The following is a 23,893-nucleotide window of genomic DNA, read 5'->3' as shown; positions in this document are numbered from 1 at the left end:
GTAGACAGCGACCTGTTACACGAGGATCTGTCACTTCTGAAAAATAATTAGAGGTATTCATTTTGCAATGATAAACTTTTTAGAGGAATTTTGGTGCGGTCGCCCTGGATATTTTACTGTCAGATCATGTTTCTCAAAATATTTTTATAACTTGCCGTCGGTTTATCTATGTGATGTATAAATTCTTGGAACAATGAATAACAGGCTGTTTCTATTCTTAATAATCAATCTTTTTCTACTGACAATATCCATTTCCTGTAGTAAGCTGGAAAGAGAAAAAGATATGCTCGAATTGTATACAACTTCTCTCTTAATAAATCAGGAAGGCGGGGAAGAGTGCATAGATCTTATGGCGAATGGTCTGTGGGAGATTCAGGATATTCCGGATTGGATCTCGGCCAGTCCTACATCGGGCGATGGTTATGGCATGGTAACTATCAAGGTGGCAGAAAATAAAGGGGCTGAACGAAGAAAGGCTTCTCTGCAATTTTCCCATGGGAAAGCAACGGAGACGTTGGAAGTGGAACAATTGAGCCTGGCGGAGGTGGATCCTTTTCTTGAGTTTAGTAGAAACCCCATGGATGTGAGTTGTTTTGCAGGAACACAAACTATAAAGTTAACCACCAATAGACCGTGGGAGGTATATATTGTTCCTAAATGGATCTCCATTACCCCTTCCTCTGGAGATGAATCAACAGAAATAACCATTAACATAGCAGAGAATCGCAGCCCTGACGGGAGACAGGCTAAGGTCGTGTTTTCAGGAGAGTTTGGACAAAGGGTTTTGGAAGTCAATCAGTCAGGTCTTCGTGATATCGCTATACCCCCGGGATTACCTATTTTTTCTTTTAAACAACTGGAATTTACGGGTGATCTGAGTTGGTGTAATGCATGGACTAACAGTATGTTTATAAATCCCGCTATTCAGGATAAAATTTATTTGGGCAATCTTGTGAGTCATAATGCCCAATCAAATATTAATATCCCTGAATTTACCGGATATACATTCAATCCCGTAACCGTTTCGACATCTGCTGCTGTTGAAGAAGTTGTAAAGACTTATATCCCTTCTCAGAAAGAGCAGGATACATTTGCCCAGCAAATCATGGAAAATATGTCTGATCAGAATGTCTCTTTTGAGATAGACAATGGGACGTTTGATTTCTATAGCCATAAACAGTTATACATGGCAGGTATGATTAATCTGGGAGTAAAGCTGGATGAGGCTGTGTCGGGTGTTTCTTTTTTAGAGAAAGAAATGCCAAGAAAGTACGGACTGATTTATTCATTCAAACAAATCCTTTTCACGCTGGACATGGATCGTCCTGAAAAACTTATAAAAGAAGAGTTGAAGGAGGTTGATAAAGGGAGAGGCGTTTCATATGTCGCTTCTGTGAGTTATGGTAGGATCGGATTGTTGGTCGTAGAGTCGGATACAGATTCGCGTGACGTCCGATTGGCGGTAAATAAAGTAATAGCCGGTGAATCTCTGTCTCAGGAAGAAACGAATATCCTTTCTGTGGTAGATGTTTGTTATGTCTATTTTGATAAAGACAAGAATCTACAGACCCAAAAAGGTGGTTTGGATGTCGTAAATGCCTATAAAGAGGCTATTTTAAAGGAGAAAGACTGTATTTATCCCGTTGAATTCAGTTTATCCGATTATACGGATCATTCGCTTAATAGTATTTCGTTTAGTTGTAGAGCAGGGGAATAGTTCCTGGTTACATTAACTATAGAAAAGGCTGACGGAAAAAGTTTATCTTTGTAAGTTGTCCGATGACCGGATAAACGGATACAAACGAAATATATGTATGTTACAAAATAGTGATGCTGAGAAGAATGTAATCAGGAGAATTGCCGTTTTTTGCGGTTCAAGCCGTGGGACAGAGCGGATATTTGAAGAACAGGCTTACGAATTGGGAAAGACGTTGGCCGTTCAAAACATTGAATTGGTTTATGGTGGGGCCAATGTGGGACTGATGGGTACTGTTGCCAATGGAGTCATGGAAAATGGAGGCAAAGCCATCGGGGTCTTACCTGCTTTTTTGAAGAAAGTGGAGATTGCCAATTTAAATCTGACGGAGCTTGTGATGGTCGATACCATGCATCAGAGGAAAGCGAAAATGAATGAACTCTCTGATGGTGTCATTGCTCTTCCGGGAGGTTTCGGTACACTTGAAGAATTTTTTGAGATGCTGACCTGGGCTCAGTTAGGTCTTCACCGGAAACCTGTAGCTCTCTTGAACGTAGACGGATTCTATGATGCCCTTCTGGCATTGGTCGATACAATGGTCGACAGAGGATTCCTTCGAAAAGAAAACAAGGAGATGCTTCTGGTCAGCGACAATATAGAAGACCTGCTGGATAAAATGAGAAAATACGAAGCTCCGTCAGTCGGTAAGTGGCTGAACAGGGCGGGACTTTTGAATAAATGATCGTTGCCGGTTCTATAATTTGATTATCTCCATATCCTCCGGGACGAAGATATTCCCGGAGAAGTTTTCTCGTGCTTCGGCTGTATATTTTTCTTTACGTGTAGCGAGGGTTTTATCGATGTGCTTTTAGTTTCCTTTTCAGATACCAGGTAATGAGGGCGAGTGTTACCAATACCACAAAAACATAACTTATTTCCCTGCTGTATCTTTCCAGCTCTTCCAGTAACCGGTCTTCAGGAAGTATCTGTGCCAGGTAATATCCGAGCAGAACCAGGATACTGTTCCAGATGGCCGAACCGAGTGTTGTGAACAGGATGAAGGCGGGAAGCCGCATTCGTGCCAGTCCGGCAGGGATGGAAATGAACTGCCGCACGGCTGGTATTAATCTTCCGAAGAAGGTCGATATCTTGCCGTGTTTCAGGAAAAATGCTTCCACATACTCTATCTTTTGTCGGTTTATGCCGAGCAGATGGCCGAAACGACTGTCGGCAAATTTATAGACGATGGGCCTGCCGACGAAGAGGGCGAGATGGTAATTGATCAACGCCCCGATGAGCGCTCCCAAGGTTGTGAAAAGTATCACGAGGGAAATATTCATCTCACCGTTTGCCGCCTTGTAGGCGGCAGGTGTGACGATCAACTCGGATGGTAGCGGAACCAGCGAGTTTTCAAGTATCATGAGGATTAAAATCACCCAATAGCTGAGGTGCTCCAGGCACCATTGGATTAAATCAGAAAAGTCCATAGGGTATTTTATGCATTATTATCGTTGGGTACCTGAACCAGTATTTTATCTATTCTGGCTCCATCCATATCAACAATCTCGAAGCGGAAGTTGTTCCATTCGACTTGTTCTCCGGATTGAGGGATATGTCCCAGCTGTTCCAGCAATAATCCTCCTATCGTATGATAGTTACATCTTTCGTATAAATCTTCTTTGTCGAAATAAGACAGGAAATCATAAAAAGAACACTGTCCGTCGACCAGCCAGCCGTCGTTGTTACTCCGTTGGATAATCTCCGGTTCCTTCTGCGTATCGTTGATGGTGCCTAACAAGGCTTCCAGAATATCCCTGAGTGTTATAATTCCCTGGCACATACCGAATTCATCGCATATAAGAGCGCGGCTTATTCCCTGTTCTTTCATTTCTTCAAGTACCTTATATACACTCATGTTCTCATGGAAATAGAAAGCCGGACGGACGATGCATTCCAGATTGAAATCAGGGGTATCCAGATGGAGAACCAGGTCTTTCAGAAAGATGACCCCTTCCACGTCTCCCTTTTTCTTGCCGGTCACCGGATACATTTCATATAATTCCTGTTCGATGGTCTTTTTCACTTGCTTTTTATCCATATCCAGGTCCAGCCAGATGATTTCATTCCGCTGTGTCATAATGGAGCTGACCTTCAGGTCGCCCAGGATGAAAACACGTTCGACGATGTCCTGCTCTACTTCCTGTATTTCTCCGCCTTCCTTTCCTTCCTGTACGATCGATTTGATTTCTTCTTCCGTCACCTTATTATCCGAGTCCTTTATGCCCAGCAGGTTGAACATGCAGGAAGTACTTTTCGACAGCAGCCATACAAACGGGGCGGCTACCAGCGACAAGATATACATCGGGCGGGCAACAACTTTGGAGGCTTTTTCTGCAATACTCAAACCGATTCTTTTAGGAACAAGTTCGCCGAATATCAAAGTCAGGTAAGTGACGGCTACAACAATCAACCCCTGGGCAATGAGGGATGCGTAGAGAGGGGACACTCCCCAATTCTTCAGGATAACCGAGAAGTCGTCCGTCAAAGCTGCACCGGAATAGATACCGGTCAGGATACCAATCAGTGTGATGCCGATTTGAATGGTCGAGAGGAAGCGGTCCGGCTCATTTGCCAGTTTCAGGGCCAGTTTAGCCGCTTTACTGCCCTTCTTTGCGTCAGTGTTCAGGCTCGATTTGCGGGCGGAGATTAATGCGATTTCAGACATGGCAAATATGCCGTTCAATAGGATAAGTGAAATGATTATTATTATTTCGTTCATGAAAATGATACTGTTTTAGTTTATTATTTAAAAGTCTTATGGGCGGGGCCGGATGGTTTGCATACGGTGGTAGTATCATAATGTATGATACAAGAATATTATAATATATGAGAATGGAGTATCACAATATATGATACAGCAGTCTTATAATATATGATATTATGCTTTCGTCCGGTGAAAGAATATGGCTGTGTACTAAATAAGGAACGTACAGAACAAGGAATGTATCTGCCGTGGGGCAGGTCTGTTGTTAACGGGTATATAGTAATCAATATGAACCAGCTGTGTGAACAGGTCGGGAAGCGGTACGGAACAAACCGGAATCAGGGGATGAACGGGACGGTTCCCGTTGCGGTAAAACAGTTCGTCCGTATTACCCGGCTCATCGGTATCTTCTGCCTGGTTGGAAATTTCCGTCTGATTAGCTGTTTGTGTATCATAATTGGGCACAACGTATCCGAATACATCGAGTAACACCAGGAATAACATGATGATACAGATTGCCCGTGCTTTGACAGTATAAATCGTATGTTGCGTAAATGCCATGCAATAATGTACAGCTGAATTTGGGTACGAAAATACATATTCGTCTGTTCGGTACATAGTATTCAACGCGTTTTTGTGTTACTTTAACGAATTTGCTTTAACATCCATCGATTGGAGTATCTTTCTCATGTTTCTTTCCGTAAGAGTATTATATTTGTTGTGAGTATACTATAAACTAATGAATAAACTTATGGCAGGAATTGAGGATTTGAAGATATTATTGTCTTCTATGAAACCGGAATTAGATAGTAGGGAATTTGTATTCTGTACGTTTGATAATCCCCTTTCTATCCGTTTTGATACTGTCTATAAATTAATATCGCTCACAGTTCATTCAAGTCTTAATGCCGTGGGATTAACCGCTGCTATAGGCACAAAACTAGCATCAAAAGATATCAGTGCTAATGTTGTAGCGGCTTATTATCACGACCATATATTTGTTCAGAAGGAGAAAGCCGGGCAGGCTGGAGGCTATAATGGAATTACAAGCAGAATCTTTTCCATGTAGAGAATAAAAAAAGAGCAAACCCTATGCAGTCTTTTCCATATTAGTGCATCATAGTTATATGATGTTGTGGGACATGGACAGAGAGGACTTCGTAGATTTGTGCAAAAAAGGTGATGAGCAGGCATTAAACCAGCTTTATAAAACTTACTCGGGAAAGATGATGAAGATATGCCTTCGTTATGTGCCCGACAGACAAATTGCACAAGACCTGCTGCATGACGGTTTCATTGTTATCTTTACTTCCATTGGCTCATTACGTAATCCGGAGAGGCTGGAAAGCTGGATGGGAGTCGTGATGAAGAATATCGCACTTCATTATCTCAGTCAAAACAACATGGTTAATACCATTCCTCTGTCTGATGTGTCCGAAGAAGATGAACCGGCGGAAAGTCCTTTCATGGCTGATTTGATATCGTATGACCAGTTGATGGAATTGGTGGAAGGGCTTCCCGAAGGTTATTCGAAGGTGTTCAAGCTGGCGGTACTTGAAGGGCTGCCTCATAAAGAGATAGGTGACTTGTTGCATATAGCTCCTCACTCATCATCTTCGCAATTGCATCGTGCGAAAGCATTGCTGAAAAAGATGATTGTCGATTGTCGCCTGGTTATTATAATATTGCTGCTGCTTCTTATCCCGCTGTTCTACAATTATCTGCCCTGGAAAAAGAAACAACAAAGCCATCAGCCTAAGATAGCAGTGCGTCAGCCGAAAGCTGAAAAAAGGGAGGAAGACAGGCAGACCGATTCCCAGGAACAGGAGGTTCGTTCCGGTACGGGAGAACATTCACAATTGCCGGGACTGATTAGTGCGCCACCGCTGGCGGATGCAGGAAAAGTACCGCCTATCTTGCCTGTCGGGAATATTACGATAAGTGTGCCACCTGTCAATAAGCCGTTGTTTGTTTCTGATTTGCCAAGTGCGACTATCTTCGGTTTGTGTTCGGAAGGAAGTTTTGTCTCCGTGCAACGTAAAAAGAAAGCAGGAGCGTGGAAGTTTATGCTGGCAGGTTCGTTAGGTCCGCAACTGGCTCAGAATATATACAAACTGATTGCTACTCCCCATTCAGACAGTGGAGTAGGGGCTGATCTTCCTCAGCAGGTAAGCACCTGGGAGGATTATTACACTTACCTGAATGCCCGTTATCAGGAAGGTACTTTGGGCGATTCAGTTACAATAATGAATATCGCAAAAAACAATCAGGGAGATATTGTAGAAAGTCAACACCACTATTCTCCTGTTACCATTGGGCTTTCAGCAAACAAAAAACTAAACGAACGCTGGAGCCTTGAAACGGGCTTGCAATATACTTTCCTGAAATCCGACTTTACCACAGGTAATGATTTCCGTATTCAGGAAACACAAAAAATCCATTACCTAGGAATCCCTTTCCGTGTATCTTATCGCTGGGGTAATTTCAGGAATTTCTCGCTTTACTCGACAGCCGGTATGCAACTTGATATTCCGTTAAAAGGGACACTTCAAACATCTCATATTACGGACAGTATACCTATGAGCATGGGCTGTCAGTCGTTGAATGTACCTCTACAATGGTCGATTAATGCCAGTACAGGTGTACAATATCATTTCACTCCCCGCATCAGTCTCTATATAGAGCCTACTGTCAATTATTATATTCCTGACGGAAGCGGGTTGCGTACTATCCGGAAAGAGCATCCGGTGACATTCACGGTCCCTGTCGGCTTACGTTTCAGTTGGTAGGGAGAAAAATAAGAAGTCTCAATAAAGTGATTTAACCACGCAGTCTTTTGCCTGAAAGAATATCATACTTATAGATATTTAAAAACAGAAAAGAGATGCAGGAACGACATATCAACCGTGACCGTTATTTTGAGGAACAGGCACAGACGACCCGGAAATATTATATTCCGTATATAAAGCAAATAGTAGGCGACCTTCCGGAGAAAGTCTTGGAAGTAGGATGTGGCGAAGGAGGTAATCTGCTCCCTTTTGCTGAGTCAGGTTGTGAAATAGTCGGAGTGGATATTGCCTCTTTACGAATAGAGCAGGCTCGAACATTCTTCGCCCGAAGAAATCAGAAAGGGACCTTTATCGCATCTGATATTTTCCGATTAAAAGATCTGGAAAAACATTTTCCGCTTATCCTGATACACGATGTGATTGAACATATCAATGATAAATCTCAATTCCTGTCTGGTATGAAAGGTTATTTATCGGCAGGTGGTGTGATTTTTATCGCCTTTCCAGCCTGGCAGATGCCGTTTGGCGGACATCAGCAGATTGCACGGGGCAGAGTTGTTTCGCTTCTTCCTTTCATACATTTGTTTCCACGGGTTTTATATAAATGGATACTGGAAACAGGCGATGAAGAAGAAGATACAATAAAGGAGTTGCTGAGTATTAAAGAAACGAAATGCACCATTGAAATGTTTCGGAATCTTGTAAAACAGACGGGATATCAGATTGTTGACCAGCAATTATTTTTTATAAATCCGCATTATGAGGTTAAGTTTGGATTATCACCGCGAAAACTGGGTAAAGTTCTTTCTTCCGTTCCGTATCTGAGAAACTTCTTTAGTACAAGTTGCTTTTATTTGTTGAAGAAAGCAGAAGAGAAAGGGAATTGAATAACAACAATTTATTTTTAAGAATGGCCATTTTAACCTTGTAGATAACGGTTAGAGAGAGATTTGATTAACTCTGATAACCGTTATCTATATAAGGTTAAAACTATTAGATTATCTATTGTTTCTCTCCTGTTACCGTAATTGAGTAGATTCCGACATTTCCTGATTTATATTTCTGAATTGTATTTTCATCCAGATGTTCATATAGTACTTCATCGGGGATAATTACTGTCTTAGTCCTTTCCACACGGATATTTGTGAAATTCACTTTTTCTATCTCTGCTAAATATTCTTCTTTTTGAATGGCACTAGCGATACAGCCTGCATACATAGCGGCATTGTCGGTAAACTCTTTGGGGAATACCCCATTCAGTACGACATCAGAGATGCAAAAATGTCCACCCGGTTTTAATACACGGTAGATTTCTTTGAAAATAATATTTTTTAGAGGAAGCAGGTTTAATACACAGTTGCTGACAATCACATCTGCTGTATTATCCGGCAAAGGCATATTTTCAATATCTCCTTCTAAGAATTCTATATTCGTATATCCCCGCTTGAGTGCATTAGCACGTGCTTTAGCTATCATTTGAGGAGCAAAATCAATACCGATGACTTTGCCGCTTTCACCAACTTCCGAGCGGGCTATAAAACAATCATTTCCTGCTCCTGAACCCAAATCGATAACGGTGTCCCCCTTTTTAATATTGGCATATTGGGTGGGTAATCCACATCCAACCCCTAAATCTGCATCGGGTTCATATCCCTTCAGATTTTTATAGTCTTCACTCATTATAGTGAATACTTTCTTTGATGGGGGTACCGGGGATTTGCCGCAGCAGCAGCAGCCTTTTAGCGTGTCGGAATCTAATGCTAGTTCGTTATAACGCTGTTTTACCAACTCTTTTAAATCCTGATTCTCTTTCATATTCTTTCTATGTTAAATTAAATCTATTTGTATTAGTTCGTAAAAACACGAACAATATTCTCAAAAAAAGGTGCTGTTATTCACAGCACGATGTATCTTTAGAATTGCAATTATTCCAAAAAGTAGCAAATAAATTACGGGCAAGTTCCCAATTATCCCGGTTGATACAATACCTGACTTTTGGAGTTTCTATTTCTCCCTGGATTAATCCGGCTTCTTTTAATTCCTTTAAATGTTGTGAAACAGTTGCTTTAGCAATTGGTAGTTCTTCGTGGATATCTCCGAAGAAGCAACTATCCTGTTTGGCTAAAAAATTAAGAATAGCCATCCGTGCCGGATGTCCCATCGCTTTAGCAAAACGGGCAATCTGCTCTTGTTCTTTTGTATACTGTTTCGTTTTCATTATTCCTTTATTGTTTGTTGTTCGCAAAACTACGAATAATATTCTGCTTTCCAAATGTAACTTGGTATTTTTAGTCTATTTAAAGGTTTAGTATGATTTTGATGGGTGTCAAAAGTCGGGGAATGTCATGCGGAACACTGTTCCTTCTCCGGGTTCAGAGTTTACAATAAGTTCTCCGCCATGAAGTTGCATAATGCGGCGGGATAGTGGCAGTCCTATTCCGCTTCCTTCTTTTTTGGTGGAATAAAAGGGGGTGAAGATATCTTCCAGTCGGTTTTCCGGAATGCCTTCCCCGTTATCAGTTATTTGTATGAAGGAAAAGGGGGTTCCTTTTCCTGCCTCAACTCTGATCTGTGGTTTGGGATTATTTGCTGTAGCCTGTAAGGCGTTGCGGATAAGGTTAATGAGTGCCAGTGTTATTAAATTCTGGTCTAGTAAGATTTCTACGTTTTCAGGTGAAATATAACGGATATTCTTACTGCCTTGTTCCGAACTCAATAACCGTTCAAGCTTGTCGAACAAAGAACTGATTTGGACTTTTGCTTTGACCGGGTCAGGGAGGTGGGTTAACCGGTGATAGGCATTCAGGAAAGTGTTCAGCTGCTGCACCTGCTGGTTGATGGTTTGCAGTCCGTCAATTGTTCCTTCTTTTCCGTATTCATCATTATATTTAATCAGGTCGGCCGACAAAGAGGCTATAGGTGTAATGGAGTTTCTGATTTCATGCGTCAGTACGCGGATGATACTTTCGTAATAAAACCGTCGTTCTTCCAGTTCGGTATGATTGTTTTCAAATTGTGTGATAATCCGGTTCATCTCCCGGAACAATCCATTCAGGAATTTATCGTCCCCTTTTTCTGTGAAGTGGGCGTTGAAATCGTTGTTATTGATCGCGCTGAAGAAGCTTTCCAACTGGCGGTCTGTCTTGTCCATTTTCCTTATCAGCATAATAGCCAAGGCTATGATCATACAGATGCAGACAAAAGCAAAAAACAGGGAAGTCCGACTGATCAAAAGCCAGGCACCTGCAATCGAGAATAACACAATTCCTGTTATCCCGCTGATAATGACCCGGTGTAATCTGCGATTCAGCATATCCTTTATTGCAAAAGTACAATTTAAACTAACATGATGCATTCAAAGTACTCTGCTTTCGGCTGAATGTCTGATTTATGGGTAGCCACTTCCCGAAATTGTCTAAAATTTAGACGATTTCACCTCTTTGTTATAGAGGAGCACAATTTTTGTTGTCAGATAGACTGGGACTGACTAGTTTTGACAAAAAACAGAAATATCATGGGGAACATATCATTCAAACTTATATTTCGGAGTTGGTTACGTAATAAAACATTTACTGTAATCTCTATTCTCAGCCTGGCAGTAGGCATTGCCTGTACTAACTTATTAGCTGCTTTTGTTATCCATGAGTATAATATAGAACAGGAGAATCCGAACAAGGATAGAATGGTAGTGGTTAAGCAAACTATTTCGGGGGCAGGAATGACTGCTTTTAATACGGTCTCACGAGATATCACTTCTCAGTTACTCGAACGTGTCCCGGAATTGGATAAGGCGTGCCGTGTACATCCTTATTTCATGGTTACCTATTGTAAAGCCGGAGAGAACTTCTTCAAAGACATCAAAGTAATAGAGTCGGATAGTGCTTTCCTTTCATTCTTTCCTCAGAAAATTGTAAGGGGAAGTTTTGCGGATACCCAGGTGGGGCCGGATCGGATAGTCCTGACAGAATCTTTTTCGAAACGTTTGTTCGGAGAGAGTGACCCGATAGGACAAACGGTTCAGATACTATTCGGTCCTGGTGATTTCGGGGATGAAAAAGGGTTATTGACTTTTACTGTTTCTGCTGTGGTAAAAGATAATAGCCAGGCTGCTTTCGGCTTTGATGCTTTATTCTTGGGCGATCCCTCTTCCGGATTAAATTTCTTTCTGCTGAAAAAGAATGTCTCCGTTCCCGACTTACAGGCTAAAACAGGGCGTTTGGCTCTTCAAAGAAGTGATGGTCAAGATTTTGAGAATGAACTCCTCACTATTCAACAGGCCTGTTTTGATACGGTAACGCTCCCGTCATCGTTGAAGAAACCAAATACGACGTTACTGTTTATTGCTCTTTTTTCAGCTATTCTGATTTGGTCATAGCTTGTTTCAATTATGTTAATCTAAGCTTTTCACGTGTATTTAAACAGTTATACTCCTTGCATATACAGAAACTGATGGGTGCAAGAAGCGGACAATTGAGCATGCAATTATTTGCTGATACATTTATGACTGTTGGTTTCGGTTTCCTGATTGCACAACTGATACAATTCGACCTGTTGGGGATAATGAATCGCATCATGTCTATTCAGGTTCCGGTTAATTTTCTGTATAGTAGTCAGATGCTGCCGGTTACATTCGGGTTTATTCTTTTATTGGCGTGTATTCCTGCTTTGTATATGAGCTGGCGTTTACCGGATATGTCGGTTTCCATGTATAACAATTTCTATCGGGGAAAAGCAAAAGGGCGTATCATTACCTCGCTGGCTATCGTTCAGTTCGTTATTTCATTTATTCTGATAATCGGTAATATTTCCGTACGGCGGCAAATCTCGCTTTTATATGATAAAGCAGAAAATTATAAAGGTATTTATATTTTCTCAGTCGGAGATAACAAGACTTCTATGTTACGACTTAAAGAAAATATCGGTTCTCTTTCGGGCATACAGGCTGTGGCATTAAGCAATCCCATATATGAATGGCCTCTCAGTGAGTTTTCGCCGAATGGTACATATGAATCTTATACTTCAGAGGATGGCGATGAAGAAGTAATGGAAGTTATGGGCTATAAGCTATTGAAAGGTCTGCCCTGGAAAGAGGTGATAGAAAGGTATCCGCATCCTGTTTATCTAAACCGTACATGGGCTCAAAGCTTGTTCCCGGATGGAGAACTGCCTGTCGGGAGTCTTATAAAAGAATACGAACCCCGGTTGAAGGACCGTCCTCCTTTTGGTGATGATCATGTTATTGCCGGGGTTGTTGAAGATTATTTTAAGCTATATATTCCTAATAGCCTTGAAACGCCTGTCGATAAAGGTATTATTGGTTTTGCCAGGGATGGAACTGACTTAAAAGTCCGCATAGCTCCCGGAAATGCTTCGGTTATCAAACAAATCTATAAGGAATGGGATCTGCTTTATCCTGGGAATTACCTTGAACATGAGAGCTTGTATGATAAAGTTTTGGGTAATAACAAGAAACTTTTCGAATTGTCCGATTTGTTGATGATGTATTCAGTTATCAGTATCCTGCTTACGTGTTTCGGACTTTTTGGTATGACGCTGTACGCTATCGAACAACGTACAAAAGAGATTGGAATCCGAAAGGTGAACGGATCAACTACGTGGCAGATTATAAAGTTACTTGACCGCCAGTTTATTATTTGGATCGGGATAGCTTTTGTAATTGCAGTGCCTGTGACCTGGTGGTTGCTTAATCAATGGATGCAAAGCTTTGTTTACCGGGCGGCCTTTAGTGTCTGGACGTATATTCTGTCGTTCTTTATTGTGGTAGGTATCACTTTACTTACCGTGAGTTGGCACAGCTTCAAGGCTGCATCAGGGAATCCGGTAAAAGCGTTGAGGAATGAGTAAGAAACGGTTTAGGGTGTTTTGTTTTCTGTATTTCAAATAATTAGTACTTTTGTAAGTAGCACAATAAAAAATAGAATTTGGAGAACAGAATGAATACAGATTATAAAGTTGGCGATTTGATTTATGACGCAAGTATTTATGATGGATTAAATACTTTCCTATCCGATTTGCAGTTTTACAAAAAGTGGTTGCCGAAAAATAGGGATGCTAAAATACTTGAACTTTGCTGTGGTACAGGCAGACTTACGCTTCCAATTGCAAAGGAGGGATACAATATTTGTGGAGTCGATTACACTTCGTCCATGCTTGAACAAGCAAAGGCAAAAGCTTCTGAAGCAGGAGTAGAGATTACTTTCATTAAAGCGGATATTAGAACGTTAGATTTGCACGAAAAATTTGACTTTATTTTTATTCCATTTAATTCAATTCATCATTTATATAAGAATGAAGATTTATTTGAGGTATTTAATGTCGTTAAAAATCATCTTAAAGATGGAGGTTTATTTCTGTTAGATTGTTTTAACCCTAATATTCAATATATTGTTGAAGGTGAAAAGGAACAACAGGAAATTGCGGCATATACAACTGATGATGGGAGGGAAGTCTTGATAAAGCAGACAATGCATTATGAAAACGCAACTCAAATTAATCGCATAGAATGGCATTACTTTATAAATGGAGAGTTTCATTCAATTCAAAATCTGGATATGAGATTGTTTTTTCCTCAAGAATTGGATTCATATTTGGAATGGGCCGGATTTAATATTATTCATAAGTTTGGAGGCTTTGAAGAAGAAACATTTGGCGATAATTCAGAAAAACAGATATACGTTTTAGCATTTGATAAGTGATGCGGTCAATTTAGGCCCATGCCGAAGTCTGATCCTGATCCAGTGTTACCCCTGGCGTTGCCTTAAAAAGAAAAAGTCCTGACTATCTGTAGATAATCAGGAACTTAATTTTAGGTAGTGTACCCAGACCCGCATTTGAAATAATTAAAGTGGGGAAAATGCGGGTAAAAAGAAAAGCGCAGAAAAACACAGCAATCCAACTATATTTCAAGCATTTACAATTAGATTAAATTTTAATCTCGGTTAATCAAATTGCAAAATATTCAGCAGATGTGGGGAAAATGTGGGGAAAATATCTATATTTGTATCAGAATAGAAACTTAACCCGTACGCCCATGAAAGTAACCTTTATCATTAAAAAAGCAGCCAAGCGATATGATACAGAATCAATGGCTACAATCTATGTACGCTTTAGAAACGGCAGGCAATTAGACTCCGTTGCTCCTACCCAGTTGGCTATCAATCCTAACCTATGGGATGATAAAGATGAATGTGTAAAAACAAAAGCAGTCTGCAATGAAGAGATGCGTACTCATATAAACGAAGAGATACGCCATTTGAAAACCTATATAGAAAAGGTGTATCAACAGGAAAAGGAAACCATAAACAAAGAGTGGCTAAAATAACACTTGATAAATTCTACCATCCTGAAAAATACTTCATGCCAGAGCAAGTGGTTATCAAACCTACCACCGGAGAACTATTCGATGAATTTCTAAACAAGCACCCTTTATCAGAAGTGCGAAAGAAAAATTTCCGAGTTGTCAAAAGAGCCCTACTGCGTTATGAACTCTATGTAAGGGAAACAAAGAGAGGACAAAAAGACTTTGTCCTCGATGTGGATTTGGTAACACCAGACACACTTCGGGATATGTGGGATTTCTTTCAGAACGAATACCAATACTATGAACTTTATCCGAGTATTTATGAAACCATCCCCGAAAAGAGAACACCACAACCAAGAAGCAAGAATACACTGATTGACTGTTTTTCAAGGATACGCACGTTCTTCCTATGGTGCTTCGACAACAAGCATACCACAAACAGACCTTTCGACAAATTTCCGATAGAAGAATGTACATACGGTACACCTTATTATATAACACTTGAAGAAAGGGACAGAATTTTCAATGCCGACCTATCAGCCACTCCGCAACTGGCAATACAGAGGGATATATTTATATTCCAAACACTGATAGGCTGTCGAGTGAGCGACCTATACCGTATGACCAAACTAAATGTGGTTAATGAAGCCATAGAATACATTCCCAAGAAAACAAAAGAAGGGAATCCGGTCACGGTACGTGTCCCTCTTAATGACAAGGCAAAAGAAATCCTTGAACGCCATAAAGAATATAAAGGGAAACTGTTACCGTTCATATCCGAACAAAAGTACAACGATGCCATAAAAAAGATATTCAAATTGGCTGGAGTTGACCGAATCGTAACTATCTTAGACCCATTGACTCATAACGAAGTCAAACGACCTATTTATGAAGTGGCAAGCAGCCATTTGGCAAGGCGTACTTTTATCGGCAATATCTACAAAAAGGTGAAAGACCCGAACCTCGTTTCCGCACTATCGGGACACAAGGAGGGAAGCAAAGCTTTCAGGCGATACAGAGATATTGACGAAGAAATGAAAAAAGACCTTGTGAAACTATTAGATTAATATACTTTAAACTTTTTAGCGTATAAAATCAAGAAACAAATAAAAGAAATTCCTAACTTTGCAAGAAAATAAATTTAAAATTTGTATTATGGATAGATTGTTGCCAATAAGAATAGAAGCATGCCCACTTATAGACGCTTTAATTGAGTTCCGTTTTGAAGCAGCTATTACCAAAAGCGCAGTTTTTGGCATCATATACAATCTCATAAAAGAAGAGTATAGAGGAAATGTCATTAATTTGCCCATTTTACAAATCCCAGAACAAATTAGGGAGGTTGACCCTAACTTAAAATTTAAGCCCCTATACAGAATTGAAAACGAAAGATTTGTAATTCAAATAGGATATGATGTTTTGAGCATAAGCTCAAAAATGCCATATATAGGTTGGAGCGATTTTTCTAAACATTCATTTTCAATAATCAACAAGGTTATTAGTTCTGGAATAATAAAGCGTGTATCAAGAATAGGACATAGATATATTAATTTCTTCAAAGGAGATATTACCAATGGTCTTACGATGTCTTTTTCCATGACAGAAAAATACACATCTGAAAACTTATTGATACGGACAGATGTCAAAGATGGTAATTTTATGAACACCCTACAATTTGTAAATAATGCAAACTACAAACCACATCCTAATTCTATAGAAGTGGTAGGCTCATTAATTGATATTGATACGTCTCGTGAATATTCCGACAACTATTTCACTTCTAATATAGAACAAGAAATAAATATGGCTCATAAATGCGAAAAAAAGTTGTTTTTCTCTTTGTTAAAACCAGACTTCCTAAATAGTCTAAAACCTGTTTTTGAAAATGAATAGTTTAACGACTTACATAAATACCAATATCCTATTAATGTCTGCCTTATCATGTATGACATTAACAGACACGGAATTGCTTTCTTTATCAAGTAGGCAAACATATAATGATGCTATAATACCGTCTATTAACACTCCTGTCAATCCAATAAATATTTATACAAATTATTCCATTAAGGACATTCCTATCTCAACAGAGACCATTCATGTTAATATTCCCGAGCATGAAGATTTTGAGATAATCAATTCTTTTGCGAATAAGATGTTAACGGAAGCAACTCCTATAGATGAAGAAATTCAAAATGTCATTAATGACCACTTTTGGGATATGCTATGATTACAGAAGATGAATTAAAAAAATATCTACCCAAATATTTGTCAGAAGAAAATTACAAGACCCTTTTGGCAGAACTCAAATCTTTCCCTTATAACATAGATGGAAGGATGTACACTTCTATGCTTGACAAGAATGTCATTTTTCAAGGAGATGGCTTAAAAAAAATGCCTATAATTGATTTAGTTAACATCGAAAGAGGTGTAAAAAATGTAAGCTGTTTGATTTTATCAAACACTTGTGATATGGATTTATCTAATTCTCGTATGTTTCCTGCTTCAATCATGTATGCTCCTATTATAAATCTCACAACATATATTTCAGTTCTTCAAAAACAAGGTGTTAATAGTAGCAAAATTGAAAACCACATTTCAGATCTCAAACAACAAAAAATAACCCAAATAATCTTTCTTCCTGCAAATTCCCAAATGGAAGATTCAATAGTTTTTCTTGATAAAATCTATCATGTTGACAATCGCTTTATAAACCGAGACACATTAGAAGATCAACGCTTATTTTCTTTAAGCGATTATGGTTTCTATATGTTAATATTCAAATTGTCGATACATTTCTCACGCATACAAGAGAAAGTTAATAGAGGTTGCATTGCTAATTAACTTGTATGGGACAACAAGAATATGATAATTTCAAAAGACTGATAAAGGAATGGCTTGACAACCATCCGGATGAATACGCCGATTTCGTAGAGGAAATGAACGACAAGAAGTTTAAAGGATTCTTCAAAGTTTTCAAGATAGCCACGAAATTAGCACCGAAATACAAGGAAGCCGCACGTAAAAGGATAGGCGATGACAGAACACCCGACTTTGAAGAACTGGAAAATATCCTTTTGCATTCAGACCTTGCCGAGAAAATAGTGAACGAGTTTCATAACCCAAACAAGAAAAGTATTGTCCCCGCCATGCTCGCATGGCTGTATTACGGACGGAGCTATGAATGCATGGTGGAACAGGGAGAGGAACTGACCCAAAGAAAGGATATACCTAAATTGTACAAATGGCTTATTTCCGGCATGGTCAAGTTCATTATAAGAAAAAGCATCACCAATGGAATGAGAAGTAAAGAGGACTGGCAAGTTTTCAGGAAGCAACAGAAAGCCATAGAAGAGAACACTCTTGTGGAATGGGCAATAGAAGAAGATGAAGATACGGACGAGGAAGACACAGATACCTTATCAGAAGAACAACCGAAGACCGCAGGACGCAAAGCCGACACACGCACACTGTCTGAACTTCTGATAGAAAGACATGCCATACTGATTGAAAGAATTGGCACACGATTGAAAACCCATGCTACGGAAACAGATATAGCACGGTTGTTTATCGCATTGGTAGAATACCGTTTCATGAGGAAGTGTCCCATCAAGACTTTCAGAAATGCGCTGCACAATCAATTCAAAGAACAAGAAATAGTCCACGAAAGAGGTATTCAGAAAGCATACAGAAATCTCATTTCACCACTTGGAAACAGCAAAAAACTGATAAAAGACATTGGTGAAGACCATGAAGCTATCGAAGAATTGAAAGCATATCTATCCAATTGAAATTCGTTTAATTCGCTTTTTGATTTTACGAATTTAACGAATTGAATATCATTGTTTTACGATTAATTTTCGCTATATATTTGCGCCACTATCCTAATCGGGGTAGTGGCTTTTCGTTTATAATACTGCCAAAACGGGAAGTCTTACAACCGGCAGTTTCAAGAGCCTATGACAGACTTATTGGCAATTATCCAAAACGGCAACGGCAACATTAAGTTGGAAGTAACAGGAGAAGATTTGCTTTTATTCTCCAACCAGTTAATAAGCCGTGCGAAGCATGAACTTTCTACAGCTATTGCGGAAGCAAAAAAGGAAAAGTACCTCACCAAAGAGGAAGTGAAAAAAATGTGCGATGTTTGTGACACCACACTCTGGCACTGGTCTAAGAAAAACTACCTAAAGCCTGTAAAGGTCGGCAACAAGGTCAGATACCGCCAATCCGACATTCAGAAAATCTTAGGTGGACATAACCCTTTAATCTAAGTCTATGAAGGAGGAAGAATATATGCGCGTAGGAACAACTTTGTACAAGGTGGTCAATCAGCCATGTGCCAATGGCGGTTATGAAAAGAAACGTGTCGTATGGAACAACAGCACATTACGGCAGGACTACGGAAAGAACTATCTTGCCACCGTTCCCAAGTATGACGGCTTTTGCACAGTTCCCAATCATTTGAACTACCAAAAGGAGATTGAGGGGTTTCTGAACCTTTACGAGCCGATAGAACATAAACCGCAGCAAGGGGAGTTTTCTCATATCCAATCCTTGATGCGGCACATCTTTGGAGAGCAATACGAACTGGGTATGGATTATATGCAACTGTTGTATTTACAGCCGACACAGAAGCTGCCCATTGTTCTGCTTGTTTCGGAGGAACGCAACACAGGCAAAAGTACGTTCTTAAACTTCCTGAAAGCCGTGTTTGAGAACAACGTGACTTTCAACACCAATGAGGATTTCCGAAGCCAGTTCAATTCAGACTGGGCAGGAAAGTTGCTTATCGTGGTGGACGAGGTCTTACTCAACCGCAGGGAAGATAGCGAGCGATTGAAAAACCTAAGCACGACTTTCACCTACAAGGTGGAAGCCAAAGGCAAAGACCGAACGGAGATTGCTTTCTTTGCCAAGTTCGTGCTATGTTCCAACAACGAATATCTGCCCATACTCATAGACGCAGGAGAAACACGCTACTGGGTGCGGAAGATAATGCCGTTGCAGAGTGATGATACCAACTTTCTGCAAAAGCTAAAAGCGGAAATACCCGCATTTCTTTATTTCCTGACCCAAAGGGAACTATCCACAACACAGGAAAGCCGTATGTGGTTCAACCCAAGACTGACACATACCGCAGCCTTGCAGAAAATAATCCGAAGCAACCGCAACCGACTGGAAATAGAAATGACCGAGTTGTTGCTTGACATCATGTCGAACATGAACGTGGAAAGCGTATCATTCTGCCTGAACGACCTTGTAACCTTGCTACTCTATTCACAGGTCAAGGTTGAAAAGTATCAAGTGAGAAAAGTTGTGCAGGAAGTATGGAAACTTACTTCCGCACACAATTCGCTATCCTACACCGCTTATGAGTTCGCACCCCATCGTGAGTGCCACTATGAGCCGAAAAGGAAAACTGGTCGGTTTTATACGGTAACGAAAGAACAACTGACCACTATCTAATTATTTTGATGAAATGATGAATAAGGGAAGTAACATATTGCCTTACAGATAGATATGTATTCATCAAACACTCATCAACAACGATTGCTGATGAAAAAAGAAAACATCATTTTTCTTTTGGCAAGCAATCTGATGAGAAAAAGATGAATCGATATAATTCTGTTTAACAGCGTATTACATTTCAAATTCATCAAATCATCATTTTTTCATTCACCTACAAATCTGTAAGAAAATGACAATAGAAGAAGCTAAAAGCATACGAATAGCCGACTACCTGCACAGCTTGGGTTATTCACCAGTAAAACAACAAGGTATCAACCTTTGGTACAAATCTCCGTTTAGGGAAGAGAGTGAAGCATCGTTCAAAGTGAATACCGAACGTGAACAATGGTATGATTTCGGTTTGGGAAAGGGCGGAAACATCATTGCACTGGCTGCACATCTGTACGCTACCGACCATGTACCTTACATCTTGAAACGGATAGCGGAGCAGACACCGCACGTGCGCCCGATATCTTTCTCTTTTGGCAAGCAAAGCTCTTCCGAGCCGAGCTTCCAACATCTGGAGATTGTTCCGCTGTCATCTCCTGCCCTGCTTGCCTACTTGCAAGGTAGAGGAATAAATACAGAACTGGCGAAAAGAGAATGTAGTGAAGCCCGTTTCACCCACAACGGCAAGCGGTACTTTGCCATCGCCTTTCCCAATGGTTCGGGTGGGTTTGAGGTTCGCAACCGCTATTTCAAGGGCTGCATCGCCCCAAAGGAAATCTCCCACATCAGACAGTCTGGGAAAGCGAGGAATACCTGTTATGTGTTCGAGGGGTTCATGGACTATCTCTCCTTTCTGACATTGAGACAGGAAAGCTGCCCGAATTATCCGGAGCTGGACGGACAGGACTACATCGTATTGAACTCCGTATCGAATGTAAACAAGGCTCTCTATCCGTTGGGCAATTACGAACGCATCCACTGCTTTTTTGACAACGACCGTGCAGGCATGGAAGCCCTCCAACAAATCCGCAAGGAATACGGCAGAGACCGATACATCCGTGACGCTTCTCAGACTTACAGCGGATGCAAGGACTTGAACGAACACTTACAGAAACAGGTTGAAAGAAAAAGGCAAGTCCAGTCCGTCAAAGGGGTGAGCAGCCAGCCACCGAAAAAGAAGAATGGCTTTCGGTTATAGCCCACTATAACTACACGCTTCGCTTTCGTAGTTGTGGGCTCTCCCGAGGGGATTAGGGCTTTGCCTAATGACCCACTCAGGGCGTTTCACCCCTGAGAACCCCGAGCAAAGAGTGACCCTCTCTTTGCAATCTCCGCTTATGGGCTACCCCTAAGAACCCCTCTGCGAAAGCGAACAAAATAATAAATTGCAAACAAAGAAAAGAAGCTATGGCAACAAAATCAAGCATACACATCAAGCCTTGCAACATCGCATCAAGCGAGGCGCACAACCGAAGGACTGCCGAATATATGCGTAACATCGGGGAATCCAGAATCTATGTCGTTCCCGAACTCTCCATCGACAACGAACAGTGGATAAATCCCGACTTCGGCACTCCCGAACTGCGAACTCATTATGACAATATCAAGCAAATGGTCAAGGAAAAGACCGGACGTGCCATGCAGGAAAAGGAAAGGGAACGCAAGGGAAAGAATGGAAAAATTATCAAGGTGGCGGGATGTTCACCCATCCGTGAAGGAGTATTGCTCATCAGACCGGATACCACACTGGCTGATGTACGCAAATTCGGTGAAGAGTGTCAAAGACGCTGGGGCATCACTCCGCTACAAATTTTCCTGCACAAAGACGAAGGGCATTGGCTGAACGGTCAGCCGAAAGCGGAAGACAAAGAGAGCTTCCAAGTCGGTAACAGATGGTTCAAACCAAATTATCATGCTCATGTCGTATTCGACTGGATGAACCATGAAACCGGAAAGAGCCGAAAGCTCAATGACGAAGATATGGCAACCATGCAGACCTTGGCTTCCGATATTCTCCTAATGGAACGTGGGCAGTCAAAGGCTGTCACAGGTAAGGAGCATTTGGAGCGAAACGACTTTATCATTGAGAAACAGAAAGCCGAACTGCAACGTATAGAGGAAACCAAGCGACACAAGGAGCAACAGGTAAGCCTTGCCGAGCAGGAACTCAAACAGGTAAAAGCAGAGATACGCACCGACAAACTCAAAAGTGTAGCCACTGATGCAGCCACAGCCATAGCAAGCGGTGTCGGTTCTCTTTTCGGCAGCGGTAAATTGAAAGATTTGGAACAAGCCAATGAGAATTTACGTCATGAAATTGCCAAGCGTGACAAGGGTATTGATGAATTAAAAGCCAAGATGCAACAAATGCAGGAACAGCACGGCAAGCAGATTCGTAACCTACAAGGAATACATAATCAAGAGCTTGAAACCAAAGACAAGGAAATATCACGATTGAACACCATTCTTGAAAAAGCGTTCAACTGGTTTCCATTACTCAAAGAAATGTTGAGAATGGAAAAACTATGCTATACCATCGGATTTACCAAAGATATGGTAAACAGCCTTTTGGCAAAAAAAGAAGCTATCAGATGCAATGGAAAAATCTATTCCGAAGAACATAAACGAAGATTTGAAATCAAGAACGATATTTTCAAGATAGAGAAGAGTTCGGTTGATGAAAACAAATTAGTGCTAACTATAAACAGGCAGCCGATAGGTGAATGGTTCAAAGAGCAATGGGAAAAATTAAGGCATGGTTTGCGACAATCAGCAGAAGAACCAAGAAAAAGTAGAGGATTCAGAATGTAATCTTGATAGTATTTGATTGTACCTCAATAAAATTGCATATCTTTGTAAGCGGATTGAGGCTACTCTTTCCAAGACATATTAGAATTTAGAAGAAGCGTTATGCTTATTTCTTGCGAATGAAAACCTGAGAAACTTTCAAACGTGTACAAGAATAGCATAGTGGTTCTCACGCTATAGCGTGGGCTGCTATTGTTACATCTGTACACAAAGGTTTTCTCAGGACCTTCATTCAAAGAGGTGGCATTACAGTTCCACGCTTCGTGATATTATAAAGTCCTTGTGGCAGCTGGAGGTGTATAATTAAAACAGTTAGTTGATATGAAACAGAATATATGCGTGGTAATATTTTTATTGCTTTCAACCATATGTAAAGCCCAAACATTCATATACCCCCAAAACGATTCTATTCTGACAGAATATAATGATGGAAAATTTTGGGCTTATTTAAACAAAAATGATTTTGTTGTAGGTCTTTCATGCTTTGAGGAAAAAGATGATTATGGAAAATACTATCACTTGGATATTTTTATCAAGAATTTAAGTGAAACCCCAATTGTATTCCAACCTGATAGCGTACACTCTAATCTACTAACAAAAAAAGATGATACTTTAAAACTTGAAGTATATACAAATGAAGAATATCAAAAAAAAATAAAACGCTCACAAGCATGGGCTATGGCATTATATGGAATCTCTGCCGGCATTAATGCAGGAACAGCAGGATATTCAACATCCTATTCTACGTCTTATTCTTCTAATGGTTATGCTTACACTACCATAACCAATCATTATGACGCTAATGCAGCATACCAAGCAAATGTCGCATCTACCAATCAAATGCTTACATTAGGACAAATGATGGATAATGACCGAACTATACGTGAACAAGGATATTTAAAAACCACAACTATTTATCCCGATGAAGCTATTATTGGCTATATGAATATTAAAAGGAAAAAAGGTAAGATTTTGATTGTAAACATTCCCATCGGAGATATATTTATACTTTCAAATGGGATGTAAATAGGAAGAAATAAATACAGTAATAGCTATAC

General features: G+C 40.3%; 22 protein-coding genes and 2 pseudogenes. 18 read left to right on the top strand and 6 right to left on the bottom strand.

Going from position 1 to position 23,893, the window contains the following annotated elements:
* Nucleotides 1-283: 283 nt before the first annotated feature.
* On the top strand, nt 284-1,717 hold the full coding sequence (locus DXA15_RS19940; RefSeq protein ID WP_158579685.1) for a BACON domain-containing carbohydrate-binding protein: 1,434 nt from the start codon (nt 284-286) through the stop codon (nt 1,715-1,717).
* A gap of 97 nt (nt 1,718-1,814) precedes the next feature.
* Entirely contained in the window at nt 1,815-2,438 is a 624-nt protein-coding gene (locus tag DXA15_RS19935) for a TIGR00730 family Rossman fold protein (RefSeq protein WP_128135188.1), read from the top strand.
* A 112-nt stretch (nt 2,439-2,550) separates the two neighbouring features.
* Here the strand turns inward: DXA15_RS19935 and DXA15_RS19925 are convergent, their stop codons facing one another.
* From DXA15_RS19925 to DXA15_RS19915, 3 genes are all read right to left on the bottom strand, one after another.
* Nucleotides 2,551-3,183, bottom strand: coding sequence for a DedA family protein (locus DXA15_RS19925; protein WP_128135187.1), 633 nt, complete (start codon nt 3,181-3,183; stop codon nt 2,551-2,553).
* An 8-nt stretch (nt 3,184-3,191) separates the two neighbouring features.
* On the bottom strand, nt 3,192-4,475 hold the full coding sequence (locus DXA15_RS19920; RefSeq protein WP_128135186.1) for a hemolysin family protein: 1,284 nt from the start codon (nt 4,473-4,475) through the stop codon (nt 3,192-3,194).
* Nucleotides 4,476-4,670: 195 nt separating this feature from the next.
* Entirely contained in the window at nt 4,671-5,021 is a 351-nt protein-coding gene (locus DXA15_RS19915; protein ID WP_233567472.1) for a hypothetical protein, read from the bottom strand.
* 190 nt (nt 5,022-5,211) lie between these two features.
* Between DXA15_RS19915 and DXA15_RS19910 the strand changes: the two genes are divergently transcribed.
* The 3 genes from DXA15_RS19910 (at nt 5,212) to DXA15_RS19900 (ending at nt 8,136) form a co-directional block, all read left to right on the top strand.
* Complete coding sequence (locus DXA15_RS19910) at nt 5,212-5,529, top strand: ACT domain-containing protein (RefSeq protein WP_128135184.1); 318 nt, start codon at nt 5,212-5,214, stop codon at nt 5,527-5,529.
* 73 nt (nt 5,530-5,602) lie between these two features.
* A complete protein-coding gene (locus DXA15_RS19905) occupies nt 5,603-7,249 on the top strand; it encodes a sigma-70 family RNA polymerase sigma factor (protein WP_199676394.1) in 1,647 nt (548 codons plus the stop codon).
* Between the two features lie 95 nt (nt 7,250-7,344).
* A complete protein-coding gene (locus DXA15_RS19900; RefSeq protein ID WP_128135182.1) occupies nt 7,345-8,136 on the top strand; it encodes a bifunctional 2-polyprenyl-6-hydroxyphenol methylase/3-demethylubiquinol 3-O-methyltransferase UbiG in 792 nt (263 codons plus the stop codon).
* A gap of 115 nt (nt 8,137-8,251) precedes the next feature.
* Here the strand turns inward: DXA15_RS19900 and arsM are convergent, their stop codons facing one another.
* From arsM to DXA15_RS19885, 3 genes are all read right to left on the bottom strand, one after another.
* Entirely contained in the window at nt 8,252-9,064 is an 813-nt protein-coding gene (gene arsM / locus DXA15_RS19895; protein WP_128135181.1) for an arsenite methyltransferase, read from the bottom strand.
* Between the two features lie 76 nt (nt 9,065-9,140).
* Complete coding sequence (locus tag DXA15_RS19890; RefSeq protein ID WP_128135180.1) at nt 9,141-9,467, bottom strand: helix-turn-helix transcriptional regulator; 327 nt, start codon at nt 9,465-9,467, stop codon at nt 9,141-9,143.
* Between the two features lie 108 nt (nt 9,468-9,575).
* A complete protein-coding gene (locus DXA15_RS19885; protein WP_128135179.1) occupies nt 9,576-10,562 on the bottom strand; it encodes a PAS domain-containing sensor histidine kinase in 987 nt (328 codons plus the stop codon).
* A 201-nt stretch (nt 10,563-10,763) separates the two neighbouring features.
* On the opposite strand from DXA15_RS19885, the gene DXA15_RS27090 reads away from it, so the two are divergent.
* The 13 genes and pseudogenes from DXA15_RS27090 (at nt 10,764) to DXA15_RS19825 (ending at nt 23,875) form a co-directional block, all read left to right on the top strand.
* On the top strand, nt 10,764-11,624 hold the full coding sequence (locus DXA15_RS27090; protein WP_233567471.1) for an ABC transporter permease: 861 nt from the start codon (nt 10,764-10,766) through the stop codon (nt 11,622-11,624).
* The gene (locus DXA15_RS27085) at nt 11,615-13,114 is read left to right on the top strand and encodes an ABC transporter permease (RefSeq protein WP_309296707.1); all 1,500 of its coding nucleotides are present in this window, start codon (nt 11,615-11,617) and stop codon (nt 13,112-13,114) included. The genes DXA15_RS27090 and DXA15_RS27085 overlap by 10 nt, the downstream gene beginning before the upstream one ends.
* Nucleotides 13,115-13,203: 89 nt before the next feature.
* Nucleotides 13,204-13,965: a class I SAM-dependent methyltransferase gene (locus DXA15_RS19875; RefSeq protein ID WP_128135178.1), complete on the top strand. Its 762-nt coding sequence runs from the start codon at nt 13,204-13,206 to the stop codon at nt 13,963-13,965.
* 335 nt (nt 13,966-14,300) lie between these two features.
* A pseudogene (locus tag DXA15_RS19870) lies at nt 14,301-15,637 on the top strand (site-specific integrase).
* A gap of 88 nt (nt 15,638-15,725) precedes the next feature.
* Nucleotides 15,726-16,463: a TIGR04255 family protein gene (locus tag DXA15_RS19865; RefSeq protein WP_005833664.1), complete on the top strand. Its 738-nt coding sequence runs from the start codon at nt 15,726-15,728 to the stop codon at nt 16,461-16,463.
* Nucleotides 16,464-16,515: 52 nt separating this feature from the next.
* Complete coding sequence (locus tag DXA15_RS19860; protein WP_227195338.1) at nt 16,516-16,797, top strand: hypothetical protein; 282 nt, start codon at nt 16,516-16,518, stop codon at nt 16,795-16,797.
* Complete coding sequence (locus tag DXA15_RS19855) at nt 16,794-17,411, top strand: hypothetical protein (RefSeq protein ID WP_005833666.1); 618 nt, start codon at nt 16,794-16,796, stop codon at nt 17,409-17,411. The genes DXA15_RS19860 and DXA15_RS19855 overlap by 4 nt, the downstream gene beginning before the upstream one ends.
* Nucleotides 17,412-17,416: 5 nt before the next feature.
* Nucleotides 17,417-18,358 (top strand): DUF6043 family protein, encoded by a 942-nt coding sequence (locus DXA15_RS25585; RefSeq protein ID WP_008781252.1) that lies wholly within the window; start codon nt 17,417-17,419, stop codon nt 18,356-18,358.
* Between the two features lie 168 nt (nt 18,359-18,526).
* Complete coding sequence (locus DXA15_RS19845) at nt 18,527-18,841, top strand: AlpA family transcriptional regulator (RefSeq protein WP_008781253.1); 315 nt, start codon at nt 18,527-18,529, stop codon at nt 18,839-18,841.
* A 4-nt stretch (nt 18,842-18,845) separates the two neighbouring features.
* Nucleotides 18,846-20,036, top strand: coding sequence for a primase-helicase family protein (locus DXA15_RS19840; RefSeq protein ID WP_008781254.1), 1,191 nt, complete (start codon nt 18,846-18,848; stop codon nt 20,034-20,036).
* A gap of 232 nt (nt 20,037-20,268) precedes the next feature.
* The gene (locus tag DXA15_RS19835; RefSeq protein ID WP_008781255.1) at nt 20,269-21,225 is read left to right on the top strand and encodes a toprim domain-containing protein; all 957 of its coding nucleotides are present in this window, start codon (nt 20,269-20,271) and stop codon (nt 21,223-21,225) included.
* A gap of 209 nt (nt 21,226-21,434) precedes the next feature.
* The gene (locus DXA15_RS19830) at nt 21,435-22,838 is read left to right on the top strand and encodes a hypothetical protein (protein ID WP_008781256.1); all 1,404 of its coding nucleotides are present in this window, start codon (nt 21,435-21,437) and stop codon (nt 22,836-22,838) included.
* A 318-nt stretch (nt 22,839-23,156) separates the two neighbouring features.
* Nucleotides 23,157-23,875: pseudogene (locus DXA15_RS19825) on the top strand (hypothetical protein).
* Nucleotides 23,876-23,893 lie beyond the last annotated feature (18 nt).

It is taken from the genome of Parabacteroides sp. AM58-2XD (genome assembly GCF_003463685.1).
GTDB classification, from domain to species: Bacteria; Bacteroidota; Bacteroidia; order Bacteroidales; family Tannerellaceae; genus Parabacteroides; species Parabacteroides segnis.
The sequence above is the reverse complement of the archived record's forward strand: the minus strand, read 5'-3'. Positions and strand labels throughout refer to the sequence as shown.

What these genes read in the sequence shown, in the direction of transcription:
- DXA15_RS19940 (WP_158579685.1), top strand. Translation starts at nt 284, where the DNA reads ATGCTCGAATTGTATACAACTTCTCTCTTAATAAATCAGGAAGGCGGG.
- DXA15_RS19935 (WP_128135188.1), top strand. Translation starts at nt 1,815, where the DNA reads ATGTTACAAAATAGTGATGCTGAGAAGAATGTAATCAGGAGAATTGCC.
- DXA15_RS19925 (WP_128135187.1), bottom strand. Translation starts at nt 3,183, where the DNA reads ATGGACTTTTCTGATTTAATCCAATGGTGCCTGGAGCACCTCAGCTAT.
- DXA15_RS19920 (WP_128135186.1), bottom strand. Translation starts at nt 4,475, where the DNA reads ATGAACGAAATAATAATAATCATTTCACTTATCCTATTGAACGGCATA.
- DXA15_RS19915 (WP_233567472.1), bottom strand. Translation starts at nt 5,021, where the DNA reads ATGGCATTTACGCAACATACGATTTATACTGTCAAAGCACGGGCAATC.
- DXA15_RS19910 (WP_128135184.1), top strand. Translation starts at nt 5,212, where the DNA reads ATGGCAGGAATTGAGGATTTGAAGATATTATTGTCTTCTATGAAACCG.
- DXA15_RS19905 (WP_199676394.1), top strand. Translation starts at nt 5,603, where the DNA reads ATGGACAGAGAGGACTTCGTAGATTTGTGCAAAAAAGGTGATGAGCAG.
- DXA15_RS19900 (WP_128135182.1), top strand. Translation starts at nt 7,345, where the DNA reads ATGCAGGAACGACATATCAACCGTGACCGTTATTTTGAGGAACAGGCA.
- arsM (WP_128135181.1), bottom strand. Translation starts at nt 9,064, where the DNA reads ATGAAAGAGAATCAGGATTTAAAAGAGTTGGTAAAACAGCGTTATAAC.
- DXA15_RS19890 (WP_128135180.1), bottom strand. Translation starts at nt 9,467, where the DNA reads ATGAAAACGAAACAGTATACAAAAGAACAAGAGCAGATTGCCCGTTTT.
- DXA15_RS19885 (WP_128135179.1), bottom strand. Translation starts at nt 10,562, where the DNA reads ATGCTGAATCGCAGATTACACCGGGTCATTATCAGCGGGATAACAGGA.
- DXA15_RS27090 (WP_233567471.1), top strand. Translation starts at nt 10,764, where the DNA reads ATGGGGAACATATCATTCAAACTTATATTTCGGAGTTGGTTACGTAAT.
- DXA15_RS19875 (WP_128135178.1), top strand. Translation starts at nt 13,204, where the DNA reads ATGAATACAGATTATAAAGTTGGCGATTTGATTTATGACGCAAGTATT.
- DXA15_RS19865 (WP_005833664.1), top strand. Translation starts at nt 15,726, where the DNA reads ATGGATAGATTGTTGCCAATAAGAATAGAAGCATGCCCACTTATAGAC.
- DXA15_RS19860 (WP_227195338.1), top strand. Translation starts at nt 16,516, where the DNA reads ATGACATTAACAGACACGGAATTGCTTTCTTTATCAAGTAGGCAAACA.
- DXA15_RS19855 (WP_005833666.1), top strand. Translation starts at nt 16,794, where the DNA reads ATGATTACAGAAGATGAATTAAAAAAATATCTACCCAAATATTTGTCA.
- DXA15_RS25585 (WP_008781252.1), top strand. Translation starts at nt 17,417, where the DNA reads ATGGGACAACAAGAATATGATAATTTCAAAAGACTGATAAAGGAATGG.
- DXA15_RS19845 (WP_008781253.1), top strand. Translation starts at nt 18,527, where the DNA reads ATGACAGACTTATTGGCAATTATCCAAAACGGCAACGGCAACATTAAG.
- DXA15_RS19840 (WP_008781254.1), top strand. Translation starts at nt 18,846, where the DNA reads ATGAAGGAGGAAGAATATATGCGCGTAGGAACAACTTTGTACAAGGTG.
- DXA15_RS19835 (WP_008781255.1), top strand. Translation starts at nt 20,269, where the DNA reads ATGACAATAGAAGAAGCTAAAAGCATACGAATAGCCGACTACCTGCAC.
- DXA15_RS19830 (WP_008781256.1), top strand. Translation starts at nt 21,435, where the DNA reads ATGGCAACAAAATCAAGCATACACATCAAGCCTTGCAACATCGCATCA.